Origin of the sequence: Desulfovibrio sp. TomC (genome assembly GCF_000801335.2) — a bacterium.
Classification (GTDB): Bacteria; Desulfobacterota; Desulfovibrionia; order Desulfovibrionales; family Desulfovibrionaceae; genus Solidesulfovibrio.
Window position 1 is genome coordinate 33933 of record NZ_JSEH01000006.1, and the last position, 19940, is coordinate 53872.

Genomic DNA, 19940 nt, shown 5'->3' on the forward strand with positions numbered 1-19940 from the left:
CCGCGCCGCGCTTTGTGGAGACTGCCATGACCGAGGAAGTGTTTGCCGACGGCATTTTGGGCATCGGCTACGGCAAGGGAGCCGTGCGCATCGATTTCTTCGGCCTGTCCGCCGATGCCGTGGACGCCAAGGGCCAGCCGGCCAAAGAGCGCCGCCAGCGCATCGTCATGACCACCGAAGGCTTTGTCGAAGCCTTCACCCTGCTCTCCGGGGTCATGGACAAGCTGCAAGCCCAGGGGGTGGTGCGCCGCCAGACCGCTGCCGCGCCCACGGCCCCGTCAGGCGCTGCCCCAACGGAGGGCGAGGCCAGCCCAAGTCCCAATTTTTAAGACGTATCGCTTCCCGTGTGCCGGTATGCCTTGACAGATAACCAGCCTTTGTTTGAAGCATGAGGCAATGACGACAGGAAGCAACGGGACCGGGAGGGGCAACGGCGGCATGGAAGAACGCAACATCACCATCTCCGAGCGGGTGCTTGGCCTGCTCCATCGCATGCCCGCCTTTGCCGGCCTGACCGACGCCCAGATCACGGCGCTTTTCGCCGACAAGGGCCTGCGTTACCGCGAATACCGCAACGGCGAAACCATCATCCGGGAAGGCGACCACGACTGCTGGGTCTATTACCTCATTTCCGGCCAGGTCCGCGTCCTGGCCCAGGAGGCCGAGGTAGCCCTGCTGACCACCTACGGCGAAATTTTCGGCGAGATGGGTCCGCTGCGCGGCCGGCCGCGCAATGCCTCGGTGGTGGCCCATTCCCCTGTCGTCTGCTTTGCCATCGACCTCTCCATCCTGGACCGTATGCCTCCGGGCGAACGGAAGCAGGCCAGCCGGCTGTTTGAGGAAGTCATCAGCGACGTGGTCCACGACCGCCTGTCGCGGGCCAACCTCGACGCCGCCGCCCTGCGCCGCGATCTGGCCATGGCCGACGCAGCCCTGACCGGCGTCCGCGCCCGGGTGCGCGACCTCGAACGCCGCGTCGTGACCCTGACCCGCGAAAACCAGGACCTGCGCCGCCAGTGCGGGAAAGAGCTGCGAGAGGAAGCATAAGGAAAATCAGGGCGCTGCCTCTCCGGCAGGGCGCTGCCCTGCACCCGCCGGGGGGGATGATCCCCCCCGGACCCCCTCAATGGGGGGGGGAGATGGTCGGGCTTCCGTCACTCTTGTGGCGGGCGGGACTGAGGTTGTCGGGCGAGAGTCGGTGCGCGGGAGGAAAGACTGATATGACTGGTGTCTTTGCCCCGGCCTGGCTGACCGAACACAATTCCTACCGCGTGGTCGCCTGGGCCGAAGCCGTGGCCTTTCCGAAAACAGCAGACGAATTGATTGCAGTATTGCAGGAGTCTGTTGGAGAGCGAACCGTCCTGCTCGGCCACGGCTGCAACGTCATACTCTCCCGAAATCATTACGATGCATCGGTGCGTTTTGTGAGCACCCGACACGTTGCCACCCCTGTTGACGTTGCGGATGGTCTTGTCAAGGCCGCCGCCGGCACACGGTTGCGCGACGTCTGCCGGATCGCCGCCAAAGCCGGGCTGTCCGGCCTCGAACACTTGTGGGACATCCCCGGCAGCCTCGGCGGCGCGGCGTACATGAACGCCGGGGCCTACGGCGCGTCGCTCTACGACGTGGTGGAGTCGGTGGAAGTCTTTTGGCCCGGCCCGAGCGCGGGTATGGTCTTTTCGCGGCAGCAATGCCGCCCGTCCTACAGGATGACGGCCTTCCAGGGCACGGACGCGGTGATTTTGAGCGTCACCCTGCGCCTGTCCCCGGCCGATCCGGCCGCAATTCTGCGTGAAATGGGCCGCATCGGTAAACTGCGCCGCAGCAAGCTCCCCTACAATCTCCCCAGCGCCGGCAGCGTCTTTCGCCGCCCCGAAGGCGCGCCCCCGGTCGGCCAGATCATGGAAGAAGCGGGATTAAAGGGATTTACCATCGGCGGCGCGCAAATCTCCCCCCGCCACGCCGGCATCATCGTCAACGCCGGCGGCGCGACCGGGAGTGATATTCTGGCCGTCATTGAAGAAATGCGGCAGGCGGCGCGGGAGCGCTATGGCGTGGAGTTGGTGTTGGAGCAGGTGGTGGTTTAGATTATTTCAATCTATATTTGTAGACAAAATTGCCGTTTAATGGCTCGCTAAAGATTTATATTTGCAAAATAAATCACAATCCACAATTTTACTCAACAAATATTTACTTTGCCCGGAACTCGGGCCCGCAGTCTCAAAAAAATACTCACTAGTGTTTTTTGTGTACATAGATTTTTTAGTGTATTTTAATTCAAAATTAAAACGCTTTAAAATAGGCCTAAACCTATCAACTTGCTTTTCTGAAACAGAAATAGACACCGGAGAGAAACCCAACAGAGACAGAGAATTCTGAACAAGTACATTCCCAAATCCGTTTCGCAAAAAGTCTTTATTAATTTTTACTGTGCATATTTTGCATTCATCAAAGCTATGTTTCAATATTGTTACTCCAGCAACTTTCTGGCGACACATAAATATCAAAAAACTTCTCTGAGCAGAAAAAAGCCCCGGCACGACCTTACTACGGAACCACCAAGACGCTTCAGGATAATCTTGATCGATACCAGAAAGATTATTCCCGACTAAAACAGAAAAATCTTGCAACTGTTTCCCATTGCAAGTTAACGCGCTAACGAACAGCAACCTTTCCATATCACGCCTCTTTTGCCTTAACTAAGGATTAATTGGCGTAGACGCAAGCGATTTGTCATCGCTACTCTTTCCGCTATGGCTCTGACTCACGCTCGGCACGGACAAAACCCCTAGTCTCTGTAAATCTGCCCCTTGAGAACGCTGAGTATCCTGCTTCACACATGACGGGAGCAGAGAGGCAAAGTAGGACGCAAGAATCCCTAAAACCATTGTGAATATCGTTACTTGTAAAATTTTCACCCAATCTAAATGTTCGCTTTTAATTTTTGCAAACATAGAAAAATCATTCATCCACCCAGCTTCATTTTTCGCCACCTTCCTCCACTGGTAGGCTATGACCAAGCTATCATCCCTCATCTCTTTAATATTCGGGCAATAATCAATCCACAAATCTTTTTCCAAAATACGCGCATTTTCTTGTACATTCTTGGAGAGGATAAGTTCTTCAGTCGAATTGCACATTAAAAAAAACTGGACTGTTGAGATTTCAACTTGGCAGCCCTCCGGAATTTCTTCAACTAGGGAGGGAGACAGTGTCCTGACCTGATTTACTCTGAAATCAAACAACTCGATGGACGATGTCCAGTTCTGCCATTTAGAACTCGCAAGCTTATCTTGATGGAAACAAGTACACACAGCTTTACCCGTCAGTCTGAATCGTACATATATTTTATCAGCATCCTTCTTACCGTTTGCATGGGCCGACGGGATTTTTATTGATATCCGTGAACCGCCAAATACATTATTCACAACAGAAACATTGTTTTCAACATCTATATTATATATGTAAAAATTACCACTGGCTTTTGTCACAAATCCAAATTTAGTACGTGGCTCTACATTGACAGCGAGGCGCTCATTAAAAACGGCCTCACAAACTTTCCAATTTCGCTTAGACAACGAGGAAAATAGGTCTACAAAATCTTCTTTTGCAAAACCGACATCCGGGACATAAAGGTTGAGTACTTGAGGTGCATGGACGTCATTATAAAGTATTCCAAAATCAATACAAGAACACTGCCCTTTGTCACCAGCCAACTTCCACACGTTAACGTGTAATTCAACTGGATTCAGCGGACACTCTTTAGTCCCCGCACTATCAAACCAAAAAGCGAAATCTAACCTATTCATATATACACATACGACTGTGGTGGAGCACAATGAAATTGTTTGACATCGATCTTCCTTTGCAACAGACAGGACTCTTCTATTAATATTGCAACTGCGGAGGAACTCATTGCGAAATATTTGCTATAAGATTCAGCTGCAATACCTCGTAGCCCCTCAGTTAAATTCCACACTACCTGCGGACTTCCACAGTATCTGACGTTCGAGAAAAAATATCCGACAATTTTAGAAGTTGGGGCAGTTTGGTAAACGACAAAGTCGGTTATTTCAAGTCGCGGCTGCAACTTTCGATATTCATAGCGTTTGACCCGGGAAAAAATGGCCTCGGAATACTGAGGCCAAATTGGGATAACGCACACATCCCTTCCTTGAAAATTAACTTCCTTTTCAAGGAGTTCACGGATGTCATCCCAGCTCATAGAGTTTCAATTATACCAGGTGATACACCCATTGTAAACTGCATAAATAAGCTCTCCTCAATACCTATCCGTACATTTACAAGCCACAAACCACTCCCCCCACGCCGCCCGCGCCCGCTCCGGGTAGGCCATCTTCCGGTTCGCCTTCTTCATCCGCTCTTCAAGGGGCGGCGTCAGGCCGAAATTGACGTTGCTCGGCTGGAACTTTTTCGTCGGGGTGCGCAGGTGATTTAAGAGCGCCCCAAGCGACGTCACTTGCGGCGGCGGGGACATATCCACGCCGCGCCCAATCTTCGCCCCAAGCTGCGTGCCCAGCCACAGGCCGCAGGCCGCCGACTCCACATAGCCTTCCACACCCGTGATCTGGCCGGCCAGGTACACGCCCGGACGCGCCACAAGTTCCAAACGCTCGTTTAACACCTTGGGCGCGTTGACAAACGTGTTGCGGTGGATGCTGCCCAGACGCGTGAATTCCGCTGCGTGCAGGGCCGGAATCAGCCGAAACACCCGCTCCTGTTCGCCATACGCCAGCTTGGTCTGGAAACCGACCAGATTGAGCGTGCTGCGCTCTTTATTCTCCGGACGCAACTGCACCACCGCATACGGCCAGCGGTCGGTGCGCGGATCGGTCAGGCCGACCGGCTTCATGGGACCGAAGGTCAGGGTGCGCTCGCCGCGCTCGGCCATGGCCTCGATGGGCAGACAGCCCTCAAAATGGAGTTCCTTTTCAAATTCCCGACTGGGAACCTTGCGCGCGGCCAAGAGCTCGGTCAGAAATACCATGTACTCATCTTTGGTGAGCGGACAGTTGAGGTAGTCGCCCTCCCCTTCCTGCCAGCGCGAGGCCCAAAACGCCTTGTCCATGTCCACGGAATCGGTGGCCACAATGGGGGCGATGGCGTCGTAAAAATACAGGCCCTCGCCGCCGATGGTTTCAAGCAGACTCGCCGCCATGCGCTCGGACGCCAGCGGCCCGGCCGCCACCACCACGGCCTCAAACCCGGCCAGGGCCGGATCGGCCAGGCCCATGATCTCGCGGCGAACAAGCGTCACCAGCGGTTCAGCCTCGATGCGCGCGGTCATGGCCGCGCTAAAAAGCTCGCGATTGACGGCCAAAGCTTTGCCCGCCGGCACAGCCGTCTCCCGGGCTGCGGCTATGACCGCGCTGCCCAGTTCGGCCATCTCGACCTTCAAAAGTCCCACCGCCGTCACCGGCTCATCGGAACGCAACGAATTGGAACACACCAGCTCCGCCAGCCCCGGACTGACATGGGCCGGGGAATACAACGCCGGCTTGCACTCAAATATCGTCGAAGCAACGCCCGCCCGAGCCAAGGCCAAGGCACATTCACAACCCGCCAACCCGCCGCCGATAATCGCTATGGACATTATTGTACTCCGTGGAGAGGGGAGAAAGGCAGAATGTGGGGAAGGAAACCTTTTTTTGGAAAAAAAGGTTCCTCCCCCACACCCCTCCTTCCCAAAAACTTTTAAAGGGGGGGCTATTTCAACTCGCAGTCTTATCAGGGTCTTAGACCGCGAACACAAGAAGCTAGAATCACTTGTAGATTTTCATTTTCCCTTTACCCATTTGCAGGGGGCCGGGGGGATCATCCCCCCGGCCGCCGGAGGCATCTTTCTCTTCCTCAAATAACTTTTGGCGTAGACGCCTTGGGCGTCAGGTGCCGGTTCTGGCTGTTCCAGAGGTCGCGGTAGACGGAGCAGCGGCGCAACAGTTCGGCGTGGGGCGCAAAATCCACGGCCTTGCCGCCGTCGAGCACCAGGATGGCGTCGGCCCCGGCCAGCATGGACAGGCGGTGGCTGATGATGATGGTGGTGCGGCCCTGGCCGATGCGGGTCATATTGTCCTGGACAATGGCTTCGGACTCGGCGTCCAGGGCGCTGGTGGCTTCGTCCAAAATGAGGATGCGCGGGCTGGTGAGAAGCGCCCGGGCAATGGCCAAGCGTTGGCGCTGGCCGCCGGACAGGTTGGAGCCGTTTTCTTCGAGCGGCGTGTCGTAGCCGCGCGGCAGCCGGCGAATAAACTCCTCGGCCCCGGCCAGACGTGCCGCCCAGACCACCTCGTCAATGCTGGCCGTGGGCCGGGCCATGGCGATATTGTCCCGCACCGTGCCGGTGAAAAGAAAGCTCTCTTGCAGCACCACGCCGATTTGCCGGCGCACGTGGGCAATGTCCAGTTCGCGCATATCGTGGCCGTCCAGGCGCAGGCTGCCGTCGGTTGGCGGGTACAGGCCCTGGATGAGCCGGGCCAGGGTTGATTTGCCGGAACCGCTGCGCCCGGCCACGCCGATCATGGACCCGGCGGCAAACCGGGCCGTGACTCCGGACAGGGCGGCGGCCCCATCGGCGGCGGCGCCATAGCGGAAGGTCAGGCCGTCGAGCACCACTTCGCCGCTGAGCCTGGGGCGCACGCCCTCGCCGGACCCGGCCCGTTCGGGCGGTTCGTTCATGATGGCGGCCAGCATTTTCACGGCCAGGGCTTTTTCCTGATATTCCTGCAAAAGCGACACGAACTGGACCAGCGGTTGGGTGACGCGCCCGGCCAGCATCTGGAAGGCAATCAGCGCCCCGACCGACAGGCTGCCGTCAAAGACCAGGGACACGCCGATCCAGGGGATGCACAGGATCATGACCTTTTCCAGGAACCCCACCCCGGCCGTGGCTGCGTTGCCGAGCTTGCCCACGCCAAAGCGCATGGCCACGGCCCGGGCGGCGGCATCCTCCCAGCCCCGGCGGCGCACCGGCTCCAGCGACAGGGCCTTGACCGTCTCCATGCCCCGGATGGTCTCGACCAGATAGGACTGGCGCTCGCCCTCGGCCCGGTAAAGCGCGGCCAGCCGGGTGCGGAAAAAGGGGATGATGACGGCCAAGAGCACGCCCAGGGCCAGACTGAGGGCCAGGACCAGGAAGGTGAGCTGGACGCTGTAGAAGAAAAGCACCGGGATGAAAACGAGCAGGGCCGCGCCGTCAAGGAGCGTGAAAAAGAGCTTGCCGCTTAAAAATTCCCGAATCTTGTCGGCCTGCTGCATGTGCTGGATGAGGATGCCCACCCGGCTGTGGCCAAAAAAACGCAGCGGCAGGGAGGTGAGCCGGGAAAAGGTGCGCGAGGCCACGCGCACGTCGATGCGGGCGGCGGCATGGAGCAAGAGCACGCCGCGCAGGTAGGTGAACCCGGCCTCGAAGGCCAGGGCGGCCAGCATGCCGAAGCTTAAGACCTGCAAGGTGGCCAGCCCCTTGTGGGTGAGCACCTTGTCGATGACGATCTGGAAATAGATGGGCATGGCCAGGGCCAGGACATAGAGCATGAGCGCGGCCACGGCGGCGTCGGTAAATTCCCGGCGGTGGCGCAGGATTTCCGGCACAAACCAGCCCAGGCCAAAGGGCTGGTGCTCATCGGTCAGGCTGTAGACGCGCTTTAGGAGCATGGCCCGGCCATCCCAACGCTCAAGCAGGCTGGCCAGGGGCAGGGCGTCGCGGCTTGGTGGCAGCTTGACCGGGTCCACCACGTCCACGAGCAGGCCGTCCTGGCCGGGCTGGCACCCGGCCAGGACCAGGGCCGAGCCGTCGCGCAAAAAGGCCAGGACCGGAAACGCGCCGCCAAGCTGGCCCATATCGTCCGGGGAAAGCGTGCGCAATTCGGCCCGAAGCCCCTCGGCCAGGGCCACGGCCAGCAGTTCTTCCGGGGTCGGTTCGGCGTCGTGAAACCCATGGGCCTCGGCCAGCGATTCATGGGCCAGGGGCAGGCCGTAATGGCGGCCGATCAGGGCCAGGGCGCGCAGGGCCGGGCGGGTGAGCCTCGGTTCGGCCAACAGGACAACCCCGCCATGGCTTTTGGCAAAGCTCTCGCTGTCCACCTCAAAGGAGCCGGCCGTGCGCGACAGGGGATCGGCCACCCGCACGACGGTCCCGGCCGCGTCGCTGCGAAGGCCGAGCACCACCACGCTGTTGCCGTTTATAAGCCGGGCCAGCAGCGGAAACCGGCCAAGGGCGGCCATGGCCGGGACGTCGAGTTCGGCCAGACGGGCCGAAAGGCCGGCATCGGCCGCCATGGCCACCAGGGTCTCGGTGTCCGGTTCGGCCGCGCCCAGGCCGTAGCGATCGGCCGCAGCGGCCGGATCGAAGGAAAGTCCGTACGCGTCGGCCACGGCCTTGAGGCAGGTAAGGGCTGTTTGCATGGACGACCGGCCGTGTCGGCGGCGGGGTTGGATTGCGGTCCGAGTGCGCCGGCAGACGGTGCAATCGGACCGCGCCGGGCCGAGGCGAAAATAGGGCAAATCCGCGCCCTGGGCAAGGTCGGGCGGCAGCCGGCTTGCCCTTTGCAGACAGGGGGCGTAGAGAATCGGGCATCATCAACTTACTCACGGGGGCACAGGCTTATGAACGTGCTGATCGTCTACTATTCGCTATACGGCCATATCGCGGCCATGGCCCAGGCTGTGGCTGAAGGCGTCAATCAGGTGCCCGGGATGGTGGCGACGCTGCGCCGCGTCCCCGAGACCCTGCCCGAGGACGTCATTGAGAAGATGGGGGCGAAGCAGGCCCAGAAGGCCCAGTCCCACGTGCCGGTCTGCACCCTGGAAGAGTTGGAGTCGGCCGAAGCCATCATTTTCGGCACGCCCACCCGGTTTGGCAACATGTGCGGCCAGATGCGCCAGTTTCTCGATTCCACCGGCCAGATATGGAATCGCGGCGGCCTCGTCGGCAAGCCCGGCGGCGTGTTTTGCTCCACGGCCACCCAGCATGGCGGCCAGGAAACCACGCTCATGTCCTCCATTCAGACCCTGCTCCACCATGGCATGGTGGTGGTGGGCCTGCCCTACGCCTTTGCCGGCCAGATGCGCGTCGATGAAATTACCGGCGGCTCCCCCTACGGCGCAACCACCATTGCCAGCGGCGACGGTTCGCGGATGCCGAGTGAAAACGAGCTGGACGCTGCCCGTTTCCAGGGCAAACATATCGCCACGATCACCCAGAAACTGCGCAGCTGAGGCTGCCGCACCGCAAAGCTGTGCGGTTTGGATCTGACAGACGGCCCGGACTGGCGCTGCGGCAGCCGGGCCGTGTCGTGAAAAAAAGAACGAACCTGCATTCCCAACGTGCCCGGCCCTTTACACCAGCCTGGAAAAGCGTCACTGATCGGAATGCCTGCAGTACCCCAACGGCTTTCGGGAGACGACGTGAGTTCCACGCTTCCCAACCTCGCCTGCCAGGGCGAAACTGCCGTGGAAAACGGCTTGGGCGGCCGGCCGCCGCGCATCCTCATCGTAGAAGACGAACGGGTGGTGGCCCTTGACCTCAAGGGCATCCTGCGGCGACTGGGCTACACCCTGGCCGGAATCACGGCCTGCGGCGCCGAGGCCGTGGAGTTGTGCGGGACACTCGCTCCCGACCTCGTGCTCATGGACATCTTCCTTGGCGGGGCCATGGACGGCATCGAAGCCGCCTGCGTCATCCAGACCGAGTGCGATATCCCGGTCATCTACCTCACCTCCCACACCGATCAGGTCACCTTGCAACGGGCCAAACGCACCGCCCCCTATGGCTATGTGTTAAAGCCCGTGGACGAGGACTGGCTGCGCACGGCGGTGGAGGTGGCCCTTTACAAGCACCACACCGAACGGGCCTTGCGCCAAAGCGAACAGCGCTACCGCGAACTGTTCAGCGGGATGATAAACGCCTTCCTGCTGCTGGAGCAATTGCCCGGCGCGGGGGCGGCCCGGGATTTCCGCATCCTCGACGCCAACCCGGCCTTTGAGCACGCCACGGGACTCACCTGCGCCGACATCATCGGCCACACCCTGGGCGAGGTCCTGCCCGGCATCGAATCGTTCTGGATTGACACCCTGGAGGCCATCGCCCTTTCCGGCCGGCCGACCCGGTTTGAAAATTATCTGTCCGACCTCAATATGTATTTCCTGGCCCAGGCCTACTGCCCCCAGCCCGGCCAGGTGGCCGTGGCCCTGGAAGACGTCACGGAACGCAAACGCGGCGAAGAGCGGTTGCGCTACCGCACCTTCCACGACGCCCTGACCGGCCTGCCCAACCGGGCCTTGTGCCTGGACCGCATCACCCGGGCCATCGAACGGGCCAAACGCCGCTCCAACTACATCTACGCCCTGCTCTTTCTCGATCTCGACCGCTTCAAGCTGGTCAACGACAGCCTGGGGCATCTGGCCGGGGACGACCTGCTGCGCCGGGTGGCCGACCGGCTGCGCCGGGAAGTGCGCCAGCTCGACACCGTGGCCCGGGTGGGCGGCGACGAGTTTGTGGTGCTTCTGGAAGAAATCGCCTCGCCGGCCGACGCGCTGCGCATCGTCAAGGCGATTCGTGAGCGTTTGCGCCTGCCGTTTACCGTGGAGGGCCGCCAGATTTACGTCACGGCCAGCCTGGGCGTGGTGCTTGGCCCGGCCGATTACGACCGGCCCGAGGAGCTGCTGCAAAACGCGGCCATTGCCATGGGCAGCGCCCGGGCGGCCGGCTGCGGCCGGGTGCGCGTGTTTGACTGGTCCATGCGCGAGCGGGCCGAGCGGGTCATGGACCTGGAAACCAACCTGCGCCTGGGGCTTGAGCGCGATGAATTTGTGCTGCATTACCAGCCGATCTTCGATCTGGCGACCCGTGCGCCGCGCGGCGTCGAGGCGCTGGTGCGCTGGCGTCGGCCGGATGGGGAACTGATTTCCCCGGCCGAATTTATCCCGGCAGCCGAGCAAAGCGGCCTGATCATTCCCCTGGGCGGGCTGGTCCTTGAAGAAGCCTGCCGGGCGCTGGCCCGCTGGCGCGCCGCCGTCGTCGGCGACCGGCCTTTTTTCATGGCCGTCAACCTGTCGGCCCGGCAGTTCACCCAGCCGGATCTGGTCAAACAGGTGGTCACGACCCTTCGCCGGGAGCGCATGGCCGCCGGCGACCTCAAACTCGAAATTACGGAAAGCGTGCTCATGGAGCATCCCGAGTCGGCCATGCTCAAGCTGCGGGGGCTGCGGGAACTTGGCGTCGGCATCGGCATCGACGACTTCGGCACCGGCTATTCCTCCCTGGCCTATCTCCAGAGTTTCCCCATCGACACGCTCAAGGTGGACCGCAGTTTTGTCTCGGGCATGGAGGAGCAGGGCAACCGGGTCATTGTGCGTTCGGTGGTCAGTCTGGCCCACAACCTGGGCTACGACGTGGTGGCCGAGGGCATCGAAACCACGGCCCAGCTCGACGATCTGGCCGCCCTGGGCTGCGACCTGGGCCAGGGATTTCTCTACGCCCGGCCCCTGGCCGAGACCGCCGTCCTGGAGTTCCTGGAGCGGCATTTCGCCCCCGACTCCCCGGACCAGACCGGCCCGGCCTGCGACTGATCGCGCCCGGATCTTTGCCGGGCATCCCCGACGCCCTCCCCCCTCAGGCCGGAAATCGGCCTCCAAAGCCACGCCCTGTCCGGTCAGACAGCCACCATCCGCGCCGGCCGCAATCGCCTGCACGCCGCACACCCACGCGCCCTGTCCGGTCAAGGAGCCACCGTCCGCGCCAACTGACACAATCGCCTCCCGACGCGAGGCCAACCGCCGGCCGACTCCCCCGGTTGCCAGCCGACACGGCAACGGCTACCCTGGCCCCATGGCGTACCCTTGGCGACGAATCAGGCTTCCGACACTGCTGCTGCGGCTTCTGGCCATCCTGCTGCTGGCCCTGTCCCTGGCCGGCTGCGCCGGCAAGGCGACCATTCCGCGTCCGACCGGCCGCGAACCGGCCACCCTTCGCCCCTACACCGTCAAGGGCGTGACCTATGTGCCCCTGCACTCGGCGGCCGGCTACCGCGAGGAAGGCGTGGCCTCCTGGTATGGGCCGGGGTTTCACGGCCATACCACGTCGTGCGGGGAAATTTACGACCAGTACAAGCTGACCTGCGCCCACAAGCTGTTGCCCATGCACACCATGGTGCGGGTGACCAACCTGGAAAACGGCCGGTCCCTGGTGCTTCGGGTCAACGACCGGGGGCCGTTCGTGGCCGGGCGCATCATCGACCTGTCCCAGGCCGGGGCCAGGGAACTCGGGGTCCATGCCCGGGGCACGGCCAAGGTGCGGGTGGAGGTCGAGGGGACGGTGCCGGGCGCTGGGCCGCAGGGCGAACTGCCCGGCCCGTTTTATGTGCAGGTTGGGGCGTTTGCCAACATGGGCAATGCCGAGCGGCTGCTTACGAAGCTGCGTGCGGCCGGCTATGCCGGTTCACGCATTGCCTCCAAGGAGATCGACGGGGTGTGGCTCAATCAGGTCCACGCCGGGATTTTCCCGACCACGGCTGCGGCCGAGGAAGCCCGGCTCCGGCTGGGGACGCGCTTTTCCGGGGCCTTTGTCATCGCCCAGTAGGCAGGAAGGCGGCCAGGGCAGACCAGACACGGCCGCCGCAACCAGACGGGGAGGGTTCGAACCAAGCCGGGAACCCGGCCCAGGCCGACTCCCCTGCCTGTCCCATTCGGGATATGCCGTGGTCCTTGGTGGCGCGACAACTGACTGGCATCAGTAGGTGTAGTTGCAACAAACCCATGCATGGTTGTTGCAAACGCGCCACGAACCGACCTGACGGCGCGGCCAAGAGGCAGCCAGGGACACGGCAGGCTGCGCGCCCCGAGGCCGGACGACGGGCCACACCGTTCCCTCAGGCCATGGCCTGCATCAGGGCGAGACCAAACCAGCGGCCGTTTCGCCGGAGCGACTGCAGCCGAGGCTACAGCACTTCGTCGGGATTGAGCTCGGCGCGAAACTTGCGCGACAGCCGAAACACCACCACCTTGCGCGGCGGCAGCATGATGGATGCATTGGTCTGGGGGTTGCGTCCCTTGCGGGCCTTTTTGTCATAGGACTCGAACTTGCCAAAGCCGCTGACCAACAGTGAATTGTCCCGCTTGATGGAATCCTTCATGAGTTCCAGCAAGTGGTCGACAAGCACCTTGACCTCGGCCCGATTGCGCTCGGTCTTTTCGTAGATGTAGTCAACAATGTCGGCTTTGGTGAGGGTTTTCCCGTTCATGGCATTCTCCGGCGCGTTACGTTAGGGACACGGAGCAAAACGTCGGGCTGGCCGATGTTTTACAGGTGACGGTCATGAGACTGACTGATAATGCGGCACTTATTCCAAGGAAGCAAGGGCTTCCCGCACGGCTGCGGCCACGGCGGCCATGCCGGCGGCATCGGCGTAGGGCGTGCCCGGCCACAACCGCAACCCGTCGCCCTCGCGGCGCGGGATGAGGTGGTAGTGGGCGTGAAAGACCACCTGCCCGGCGCTGGCGGCATTATTTTGTTGCACATTGAGCCCGCTTGCCCCCACTGCCGCCATGACGGCCCGCCCCACGCGCTTCTGGGCGGCCAGCAGGGCCGCGCCAAGGCTGTCCGGCAGGGCAAACAGGTCGGCATGATGGGCCTTGGGAATGACCAGGACATGGCCCGGGGTCACCGGGGCGATATCGAGGAAAGCCAGGACCTGCCCGTCTTCGTAGACCTTGGCGCAGGGGATCTCGCCCTTGACAATCTTGCAAAAAATGCAGTCCGCAGGTTCCATGGCTCAGGCTCTCTTTCGGTGGTCACGTTGGCGCAGATGCGAAAATCCGACCCGAAGCGTCATGGGCCGGGCAAATGCATTGCCTCCACTCATAGTGCAGGAAAGGCATTTTTTCAAGAGGCTTAGGAGAAAATAATGGCCCTTGCGCCGTCTTGGCCGTTTCTTTGCCAAAATGTCATACGGGAAACGTCCCCACGGGAGCGTTTTTTTCGCCATCCCGAGCCGGTTGCGCCCCCCTCCAGGATCTGGCCGGTGTTCCTGACGCATAAGGGCTGCCCGGGCCGCTGCGTCTTTTGCGCCCAGCAGCTGCAGTCCGCCACGGCCCCGGCCCCGCTTGAGGCCACGCTGGCCAGACTGGGAAAAGACCTCGACGCCGCCGCCCGGGCCGGACGCGGCCCCTACGAACTGGCCTTCTACGGCGGCGTGTTCACCGGCCTGCCCCATCCCTGGCCCGAGCGGTTTCTGGCCGTGGCCCGGGGCTGGCGGCAGGCCGGGCTGATCACCCGGGTGCGCTGTTCCACCCGGCCCGACGCCTGCCATCCGACGATTTTGTCCAATCTGGCCGGCCAGGGTCTTGATCTGGTGGAAATCGGCGCCCAGACCTTTGACGATGCCGTGCTGGCCGCCAGCGGCCGGGGCCATGACGCCGCCGCCATCCGGCGGGCCGCCCGGGACATCCCGGCCGCCGGCCTGGAACTCGGGCTGCAACTGCTGCCCGGACTGCCCGGCCACACCCCGGACATGCTGACCCGGGACGTGGCCGAAACCTGCGCCCTGGCCCCGCGGACCGTGCGTCTGCATCCCTGCCTGGTCATCGACGGCACCCCTCTGGCCGACCGGTACCGGGCCGGGGCCTACCGCCCCTGGGACCTGGACGCCACTCTGGACGCCCTGGCCGCCGCCATGCTGCCGCTTTGGCGCTGCGGCATCCGGGTGATCCGGCTGGGGCTGGCCCCGGAACCGGGGCTGGAGACCGCGATCCTGGCCGGTCCGCGCCATCCGGCCCTGGGCTCGCGGGTCCGGGCCAGGGCGCTTTTTTCCCTGGTGGCGGCGGAAGCGGCGGCCCTGGGGCAGCGCCCGGTGCGTCTGGACGCACCCCGGCGTTTTGCCGGAGAACTGTTCGGCCACGCCGGCGAACTGACCGCCGCCTACGCCGGCCTGGGGCTGCCCCGGGAGGCGGTCCACTTTGCCTCGCGGGAAGATTTCCATCTCACGGCGCAAGCTGTTTGACTTGGGCCGCGCTCTCGTGCCAAAGTTGACAAAGGGACGTTTCGCCCCGCAACCCACAACCTGCCTGGTGAACGATCATGAAGCCAATCCTTGCGGCCCTGGCTTGCATCCTGTGCCTCGCCCTGGCCGCCCCGGCCTCGGCGGAGGCGCCCAACATGCGGCAAAGTATCAACTACTTCATGAATTACTTCAATGAAGCGGTGGTCCAGGCCATTCACATCAAGGAATATGAAGACCAGGAGGGGCTGGCCGAAAAAAAGCCCTTCACCAACGAATATGTCTTTCTCCAGGACCTCAAGGCCCGCATCGAAAAAAGCCTGGGGCTGGCGCTCAACCTCTGCGACCTGTATTATATCTATAATAAGACCACCTACTGCTTCACCAAGGACGAGAAGAACTACGTCTTCGACCGTCTCGACAACATCATGGATACCCTGCAAAAAATTAAGGACACGCCCTACCCGGCCAGTGAGGAGGTCTTGGCCAACAAGACCTCGGACGCAGCCCGGCAACTGGCGGCCTTTAACGAGCGCATCGACAAGCTGCGCGCCTTTACCAAGTCCTCCCTGATCGTCTTCCAGCGCTGACCCGGGGCGCAATGACGACGTAACGGCCCGAGGCGGCGCCCCCCTGCCGGGTGTGGGCGCTGTCCCGGGCCGTTGGCCAACCGACTCCCATGCCACTCCCTGCGCCGCCAACACCCGACCAGACACTGCGTCCAGCCGACAACGCCCCGCACGCCGTCACCGCCCGCCTCGCCCTGACCATGGTCCCGGACGCCGCGCCCCTGGAGGGTCCGGCCGTGCTCCTGGCCGGCCGGCGCATCCTGGCTGTCGGACCAAAGCGGGCGGTGCTGCGCGGCTTCACCGGGCCGGTGGACGATCTGGGCGAGGCCGTCCTCGTTCCGGGACTGGTCAACGCCCACACCCACCTGGAACTGTCCCATCTGGCCGGCGCGTCACCGGTCGGGCTCGGGTTTTGCGCCTGGGTGCGCTGGCTCATGGCCGAGCCCCAGGCCGGCCTGTCTGCCGAGGCCCTGGGCCAGGCCCTGGCCGGGGCCGTGGCCCAGGCGGCCGACACCGGCACAGCCGCCGTCATCGACGTCGGCAACCGGGCCGGGCCGGCCGTGGCCCAGGCCCTGCGGGCGGCGGGCCTCGGCGGTCTGGTTTGCCAGGAATATCTCGGCTGGCGGGGCCAGCCCCCAACGGCTCTGCCCCCGGCCCTTGCGGCGGCGGCCGGGGACGGCGTTGCCGCCTCGGCCAGCGGCCATGCCCTCTACTCCACCAGCCCGGACAGACTGCGCCGGGCCATGGCGGTATGTCGCGACCGGGCCGCCCCGTTTTGCCTGCATCTGGCCGAGCATCCCGGCGAAGTGGAACTGCTGGCCACCGGCGCCGGGGAATTTGCCGACCTGCTGCGCGGCCGACTGCTGCCCAAGAACTGGCGCGCCCCGGGCCGCACCCCGGTGGCCGAGGCCAAGGCCCAGGGCCTGCTTGGTCCGGGCACCCTGGCCGTCCACGCCGTCCACCTGACCCCGGACGATGTCGCCATCCTGGCCGCAAGCGGCACAACCGTGTGCCTGTGTCCGCGCAGCAACGCCCGCATCGGCGTGGGCACGGCCGACGCGCCCGGCCTGCTGGCCGCCGGCATCCCACTCGCCCTGGGCACCGACTCCCTGGCCTCCAACGATGACCTGAATCTCTGGAACGAGGTCCGCGCGCTTCTGGCCGCCCATCCGGGCCTGCCCGCCCAGGCCATCCTGGCCGCCCTGACCACGGTCCCGGCCCGCCTGCTTGGCCGCGAAACCACCCTTGGCCGATTGGCCCCCGGAGCCGTCGGCGGACTGGCCGTCATCCCCCCAGACCTGGTTGACCGCCTGTCCCTGGCCCAAAAAAAGGGGTCTGGATAAGCTCTGACCTTTGCCGGTTGTAATTTCGCTCCAAAGCGCCTATCCGTCACGGTCAGCCTCCGCTTTCGCCTCCATCGAACTGGTGTTGCCGCAAACGCGGCGAGGCGCATCCCCAGCCGTGTCCCCGCACGACCGGCCCGGGACAGCCCGTCACCCCCAACACACATAAGCAGCAGCAGCCCATGCCGCCCGACGCCGAGTATAATTACGCCGTTGCCCGCCATCCCATTTATCGGGTTGACGGCGACATCTTTGGCTACGAACTGCTCTACCGCACCGTCGGCGGCGGCAATGTCGCCGCGATACCCTCGGACGCCGAAGCCACCCTGGCCGTCCTGGCCAACGGCATCCACGCCATCTCCCAGGATATTGCTCCCGGCAAACGGGTCTTCATCAATTTTTCCAAGGAAATTCTGGAAGCCGGGCATCACCGGTTTCTCGACCCGGCCCGGTTCGTCATCGAGGTGCTGGAGCATGTGGCCTGCGACGCGGCCTTTGCCGAACTGGTGCGGGGCATCCATGCGGCCGGCTATGTCCTGGCCCTGGACGACTACGTGGGGGATGCGTCCTTTGACCTGATCATGCCCTATGTGACCTTTATCAAGGTGGATTATCAGGCCCTGCGCGACGATCCGGCCCGTCTGGAGGCCGTGGTCGCCGCCTGTCTGGGGGCGGGCAAGACGGTCTTGGCCGAAAAAGTGGAGACCAAGGCGGATGTCGACTGGTGCCGGGCGCGCGGCATTCCCCTGGCCCAGGGGTTTTATTACAGCCGTCCGCTGGTGGTCACGACCAAAATTCTGGAGGCCAATCAGGCCGTCAAGCTGAACCTCCTGGCCGAAGTCAGCCGGCCCGATCCGGACGTCCGGCGCATCCGGGACATCATCGGCTCCGACGTCTCCCTGACGTACAAGCTCCTGCGCTACGTTAACACCGCCAGCTTCTACCGGGGCCAGCCCATCGAATCGTTGGAATTCGCCATCACCCGGCTGGGACAAAACGCCCTGGCCAGCTGGGCGGCGGTCAACATCCTGGCCTCGCTTGGCTCCTCGCCCCACGACCGCGAACTGGCCTTTGCCTCGGCCGTGCGCGGCCGGTTCCTGGCCCTGGCCGACGCCAGACGCGACACTGCCGGCCGTCCCCGCTGCCACGACGGCCAAAGCGTGTGCCTGCTTGGCCTCTTGTCCCTGCTCGACGCCATGCTCGGGATGCCCATGGAAGAGGCTCTGACCGGCATCACGATTGACGCTTCGACCCGAAACGCGCTGCTTGGAGTCAAAAGCGCCTGTTCCACCTGCCTGACCCTGTGCCGGTGCTACGACCAGGGCGGCCAGACGGCCGTCGCAGCCGTCAAAGCCTTCGGCCTTGCCCCGAATGCCGCCTCGGCCGCCTTTTTCGAGGGGCTGGCCTGGGCGGCGGACATGTTCCGGGCCTGATCCCCCGGCCGGGTCAGATCATGTAATTGGTCCCCTCGGCCTGCTTTCGCATCTGCTGATCCACCGCCACCAGATCCCGCAGGCTGCGGGTATCGTAGACCCGCTCCAGGGCTTCGCGGGCCTCGTCCCACAGCCCCCGGAACACGCAGCTGCCGCGCAAGGGGCAGTCATGCTCAGGGCGGGCCCGGTGGCAATCCACCGGACTGATGGGACCGTCCATGAACCGAATGACCTCGCCAACGGTCACCTCGGCCGCCGGTCGGGCCAGATAAAATCCCCCGACCTTGCCCCGCTGGGAATCCACAAAGCCGCCCTGGCGCAGCTGATGGAGAATGACTTCCAAAAAACGCTTGGGAATGGCTTGTCGCTCGGCAATCTCGCCGGCCGGAACCACGCCTTCCCCTTCCCGGCAGGCCAGCTCAAACAGCGCCCGCAAGGCGTATTGGCACTTCTGCGTCACCGCCACGGCAGCCTCCTTGCCAACGCGCCCGGGGAGGGCAGACGCCCCTGCCGGAATGTACCGCCGTGGGGCGTGCCCGCGACGCCCACGCCGGCGAGCAGCAACGCACAGTACCCAGACCTTTTGCCCTCGTCTTTCTTCCGGCTTGCGCCCACCCGTTCCACAACAGCCATAGACCCCCCTCCCGGGTATTGCCACACCCGGCCGACCACGATAGACGACAAAATCGATCAGTTCGATGATACCACATGCCAAAGGAACCGGCCGCCCGTCAAGGCGCAGCCGACAACCACGGACAACGCCCATGCTTGGGAGCGCACCATGAGCCACGACACACACCCCCTTGGCGACGCGATCCTGCTCGTGATCGACATCCAAAACGACTACTTCCCAGGCGGGGCCATGGCCCTGGTCCAGCCCGAAGCGGCCGCAGCCCAGGCCGCCCTGGCCCTGGACCGGTTCCGCCAAGCCGGCCGGCCGGTCATTCACATCCGCCATGAGGCGGCCCGGCCCGGGGCGACCTTCTTTCTGCCCGGCACGCCCGGGGCCGAGATCCAGGCCGCCGTGGCCCCGCGTCCCGGCGAGACCGTCGTCACCAAGGCCTGGCCCAACAGCTTTCGCGACACAGCTCTCGGCGAGGCCGTGGCCGCAAGCGGGGCGTCCCGGCTGGTGGTGGCCGGCATGATGACCCACATGTGCGTGGACGCCACGGTCCGGGCCGGCTTCGATCTGGGCTATGCCGTGACCGTCCTGGCCGATGCCTGCGCCACCCGGGATCTGTCCTTCGACGGCCGGCAGGTTCCCGCCGCCGATGTCCAGGCGGCCTTTCTGGCCGCCCTGGCCGCCGTCTATGCCGCTGTCGTGCCCACGGCCGCCCTGGCCGCTGCGGCCAGGTAGACGGCCGGGACAGGGTTCCCTGCAAAATTCGAAGCATTCATGCAGGCAATGGCCGCCGCGGCGCGCCGCCCCCTGGCTGATCCAGGCCGGGCGCGCCGTGGCGGCCAGGGGTTCGTGCCCTTGCCCCCCTGGCCGCAGCCGCTTCCGACTCCCCGCCGGCCCGGCGGAATGACGCGTATTGACCCAACCCCGCCAGGGTTTGGGGCGTTTAAGGCCCCCGCAGACAG

The 19940-nt window shown here is 63.5% G+C and carries 18 protein-coding genes; 11 read left to right on the forward strand and 7 right to left on the reverse strand.

The features are described 5' to 3' along the window. The first annotated feature begins 26 nt into the window (after positions 1-26). From NY78_RS07055 to murB, 3 genes are all read left to right on the forward strand, one after another. A complete protein-coding gene (locus NY78_RS07055) occupies positions 27-329 on the forward strand; it encodes a hypothetical protein (RefSeq protein ID WP_043633620.1) in 303 nt (100 codons plus the stop codon). 109 nt (positions 330-438) lie between these two features. Next, the gene (locus NY78_RS07060; RefSeq protein ID WP_043633623.1) at positions 439-1047 is read left to right on the forward strand and encodes a cyclic nucleotide-binding domain-containing protein; all 609 of its coding nucleotides are present in this window, start codon (positions 439-441) and stop codon (positions 1045-1047) included. Between the two features lie 173 nt (positions 1048-1220). Then, positions 1221-2087, forward strand: coding sequence for a UDP-N-acetylmuramate dehydrogenase (murB, locus tag NY78_RS07065; protein WP_043633625.1), 867 nt, complete (start codon positions 1221-1223; stop codon positions 2085-2087). A gap of 36 nt (positions 2088-2123) precedes the next feature. On the opposite strand, the gene NY78_RS24575 is transcribed toward murB, so the two are convergent. From NY78_RS24575 to NY78_RS07075, 4 genes are all read right to left on the reverse strand, one after another. Continuing rightward, positions 2124-2678, reverse strand: a complete 555-nt coding sequence (locus tag NY78_RS24575; protein ID WP_156180882.1) for a hypothetical protein — start codon at positions 2676-2678, stop codon at positions 2124-2126. A gap of 21 nt (positions 2679-2699) precedes the next feature. Further along, a complete protein-coding gene (locus NY78_RS24580) occupies positions 2700-3809 on the reverse strand; it encodes a hypothetical protein (protein WP_156180883.1) in 1110 nt (369 codons plus the stop codon). Positions 3810-4282: 473 nt separating this feature from the next. Beyond that, complete coding sequence (trmFO, locus tag NY78_RS07070; RefSeq protein WP_043633628.1) at positions 4283-5614, reverse strand: methylenetetrahydrofolate--tRNA-(uracil(54)-C(5))-methyltransferase (FADH(2)-oxidizing) TrmFO; 1332 nt, start codon at positions 5612-5614, stop codon at positions 4283-4285. Between the two features lie 257 nt (positions 5615-5871). Continuing rightward, complete coding sequence (locus NY78_RS07075) at positions 5872-8421, reverse strand: peptidase domain-containing ABC transporter (RefSeq protein WP_082139914.1); 2550 nt, start codon at positions 8419-8421, stop codon at positions 5872-5874. A gap of 201 nt (positions 8422-8622) precedes the next feature. Between NY78_RS07075 and wrbA the strand changes: the two genes are divergently transcribed. The 3 genes from wrbA to NY78_RS07090 all read left to right on the forward strand — a co-directional run bounded on the left by wrbA (position 8623) and on the right by NY78_RS07090 (position 12595). After that, positions 8623-9234, forward strand: coding sequence for an NAD(P)H:quinone oxidoreductase (wrbA, locus tag NY78_RS07080; protein ID WP_043633630.1), 612 nt, complete (start codon positions 8623-8625; stop codon positions 9232-9234). A 153-nt stretch (positions 9235-9387) separates the two neighbouring features. Beyond that, a complete protein-coding gene (locus NY78_RS07085) occupies positions 9388-11586 on the forward strand; it encodes an EAL domain-containing protein (protein WP_082139915.1) in 2199 nt (732 codons plus the stop codon). Positions 11587-11845: 259 nt separating this feature from the next. Next, the gene (locus NY78_RS07090) at positions 11846-12595 is read left to right on the forward strand and encodes a septal ring lytic transglycosylase RlpA family protein (protein ID WP_047960073.1); all 750 of its coding nucleotides are present in this window, start codon (positions 11846-11848) and stop codon (positions 12593-12595) included. Positions 12596-12953: 358 nt separating this feature from the next. On the opposite strand, the gene NY78_RS07095 is transcribed toward NY78_RS07090, so the two are convergent. Both NY78_RS07095 and NY78_RS07100 read right to left on the reverse strand, forming a co-directional pair. Continuing rightward, complete coding sequence (locus tag NY78_RS07095) at positions 12954-13256, reverse strand: integration host factor subunit alpha (protein ID WP_043633634.1); 303 nt, start codon at positions 13254-13256, stop codon at positions 12954-12956. Between the two features lie 99 nt (positions 13257-13355). After that, positions 13356-13784, reverse strand: coding sequence for an HIT family protein (locus NY78_RS07100; RefSeq protein WP_043633637.1), 429 nt, complete (start codon positions 13782-13784; stop codon positions 13356-13358). 252 nt (positions 13785-14036) lie between these two features. Between NY78_RS07100 and NY78_RS07105 the strand changes: the two genes are divergently transcribed. The 4 genes from NY78_RS07105 (at position 14037) to NY78_RS07120 (ending at position 18356) form a co-directional block, all read left to right on the forward strand. Beyond that, positions 14037-15014: a radical SAM protein gene (locus NY78_RS07105; RefSeq protein ID WP_331428921.1), complete on the forward strand. Its 978-nt coding sequence runs from the start codon at positions 14037-14039 to the stop codon at positions 15012-15014. A gap of 77 nt (positions 15015-15091) precedes the next feature. Next, on the forward strand, positions 15092-15601 hold the full coding sequence (locus NY78_RS07110; protein WP_043633643.1) for a hypothetical protein: 510 nt from the start codon (positions 15092-15094) through the stop codon (positions 15599-15601). Positions 15602-15690: 89 nt separating this feature from the next. After that, positions 15691-16923, forward strand: a complete 1233-nt coding sequence (locus NY78_RS07115; RefSeq protein WP_053062151.1) for an amidohydrolase family protein — start codon at positions 15691-15693, stop codon at positions 16921-16923. 182 nt (positions 16924-17105) lie between these two features. Further along, the gene (locus NY78_RS07120) at positions 17106-18356 is read left to right on the forward strand and encodes an EAL and HDOD domain-containing protein (protein WP_043633644.1); all 1251 of its coding nucleotides are present in this window, start codon (positions 17106-17108) and stop codon (positions 18354-18356) included. A 13-nt stretch (positions 18357-18369) separates the two neighbouring features. Here NY78_RS07120 and NY78_RS07125 read toward each other — a convergent pair whose 3' ends face one another. Then, the gene (locus tag NY78_RS07125) at positions 18370-18822 is read right to left on the reverse strand and encodes an RrF2 family transcriptional regulator (RefSeq protein ID WP_043633646.1); all 453 of its coding nucleotides are present in this window, start codon (positions 18820-18822) and stop codon (positions 18370-18372) included. 315 nt (positions 18823-19137) lie between these two features. Between NY78_RS07125 and NY78_RS07130 the strand changes: the two genes are divergently transcribed. Continuing rightward, positions 19138-19713, forward strand: a complete 576-nt coding sequence (locus NY78_RS07130) for a cysteine hydrolase family protein (protein WP_043633648.1) — start codon at positions 19138-19140, stop codon at positions 19711-19713. Positions 19714-19940: the final 227 nt, after the last annotated feature.

What these genes read in the sequence shown, in the direction of transcription:
- NY78_RS07055 (WP_043633620.1), top strand. Translation starts at nt 27, where the DNA reads ATGACCGAGGAAGTGTTTGCCGACGGCATTTTGGGCATCGGCTACGGC.
- NY78_RS07060 (WP_043633623.1), top strand. Translation starts at nt 439, where the DNA reads ATGGAAGAACGCAACATCACCATCTCCGAGCGGGTGCTTGGCCTGCTC.
- murB (WP_043633625.1), top strand. Translation starts at nt 1,221, where the DNA reads ATGACTGGTGTCTTTGCCCCGGCCTGGCTGACCGAACACAATTCCTAC.
- NY78_RS24575 (WP_156180882.1), bottom strand. Translation starts at nt 2,678, where the DNA reads ATGGAAAGGTTGCTGTTCGTTAGCGCGTTAACTTGCAATGGGAAACAG.
- NY78_RS24580 (WP_156180883.1), bottom strand. Translation starts at nt 3,809, where the DNA reads ATGAATAGGTTAGATTTCGCTTTTTGGTTTGATAGTGCGGGGACTAAA.
- trmFO (WP_043633628.1), bottom strand. Translation starts at nt 5,614, where the DNA reads ATGTCCATAGCGATTATCGGCGGCGGGTTGGCGGGTTGTGAATGTGCC.
- NY78_RS07075 (WP_082139914.1), bottom strand. Translation starts at nt 8,421, where the DNA reads ATGCAAACAGCCCTTACCTGCCTCAAGGCCGTGGCCGACGCGTACGGA.
- wrbA (WP_043633630.1), top strand. Translation starts at nt 8,623, where the DNA reads ATGAACGTGCTGATCGTCTACTATTCGCTATACGGCCATATCGCGGCC.
- NY78_RS07085 (WP_082139915.1), top strand. Translation starts at nt 9,388, where the DNA reads ATGCCTGCAGTACCCCAACGGCTTTCGGGAGACGACGTGAGTTCCACG.
- NY78_RS07090 (WP_047960073.1), top strand. Translation starts at nt 11,846, where the DNA reads ATGGCGTACCCTTGGCGACGAATCAGGCTTCCGACACTGCTGCTGCGG.
- NY78_RS07095 (WP_043633634.1), bottom strand. Translation starts at nt 13,256, where the DNA reads ATGAACGGGAAAACCCTCACCAAAGCCGACATTGTTGACTACATCTAC.
- NY78_RS07100 (WP_043633637.1), bottom strand. Translation starts at nt 13,784, where the DNA reads ATGGAACCTGCGGACTGCATTTTTTGCAAGATTGTCAAGGGCGAGATC.
- NY78_RS07110 (WP_043633643.1), top strand. Translation starts at nt 15,092, where the DNA reads ATGAAGCCAATCCTTGCGGCCCTGGCTTGCATCCTGTGCCTCGCCCTG.
- NY78_RS07115 (WP_053062151.1), top strand. Translation starts at nt 15,691, where the DNA reads ATGCCACTCCCTGCGCCGCCAACACCCGACCAGACACTGCGTCCAGCC.
- NY78_RS07120 (WP_043633644.1), top strand. Translation starts at nt 17,106, where the DNA reads ATGCCGCCCGACGCCGAGTATAATTACGCCGTTGCCCGCCATCCCATT.
- NY78_RS07130 (WP_043633648.1), top strand. Translation starts at nt 19,138, where the DNA reads ATGAGCCACGACACACACCCCCTTGGCGACGCGATCCTGCTCGTGATC.